This window comes from Arthrobacter sp. Y81, assembly GCF_002929335.1.
Lineage (GTDB): Bacteria > Actinomycetota > Actinomycetes > Actinomycetales > Micrococcaceae > Arthrobacter.
Genome location: NZ_PJIL01000082.1, coordinates 1 through 572, shown reverse-complemented (window position 1 = coordinate 572; position 572 = coordinate 1). Strand labels below are relative to the sequence as shown.

At 47.9% G+C, this 572-nt stretch carries 1 protein-coding gene; it reads right to left on the bottom strand.

Features of this window, described 5'->3' with window-relative positions; translation table 11 throughout:
• Positions 1-572, bottom strand: a 572-nt coding sequence (locus CXQ91_RS24280) for a hypothetical protein (protein ID WP_219816616.1), incomplete at both ends; no start/stop codon positions are given.

Below are 572 nucleotides of genomic sequence, written 5' to 3'. Positions count from 1 at the left end.
GAGTGGAAGCAGTTCCTGAGTCAAAGAAATAAAAGATGGAGCTAATTGATCGCCCAGCGTAATTGCCAGATCGCGACCGCTGACCATAAGTGTTTTAGTGGCTTCAAGGGGAGATTTCAGCCGCTGATCATAAGCACTGGCAAGCAAATCGTTATCCGCAGCCCTGAGAGCACCGGCACGGATCTCTCGATATCTGTCCATGTTGGCCAGCATCGGGCGGATAAATGCCATGACCTGCATATCCGCGAACATATCGCCCAGACCAAAGTTTTTCGCCAGAGCCTGAAGTGCCTCATCTCTTGCCGTATCATTCTTTATTTTCATGGCTGATTTGAAGCCGGCCAGCGCTTCGGGGCTTTTGGCATTGAGGTAACGTTCTATAACACTCAACATCCCTTCAATCGGAGAGATCCCCGCAGCTTTATAACTCGCAATAGATCCCTGCAAATCAATACCCAGATCAGCAAACTGTTTCTGAGTATCGCGGGCAAAAATTTTGGTAAGAAAGTTTTTAAAATTATTGGCTGCTTCGTCGGTGGAACCTGCACCGATTTTTGCTATCTGGAGACTGG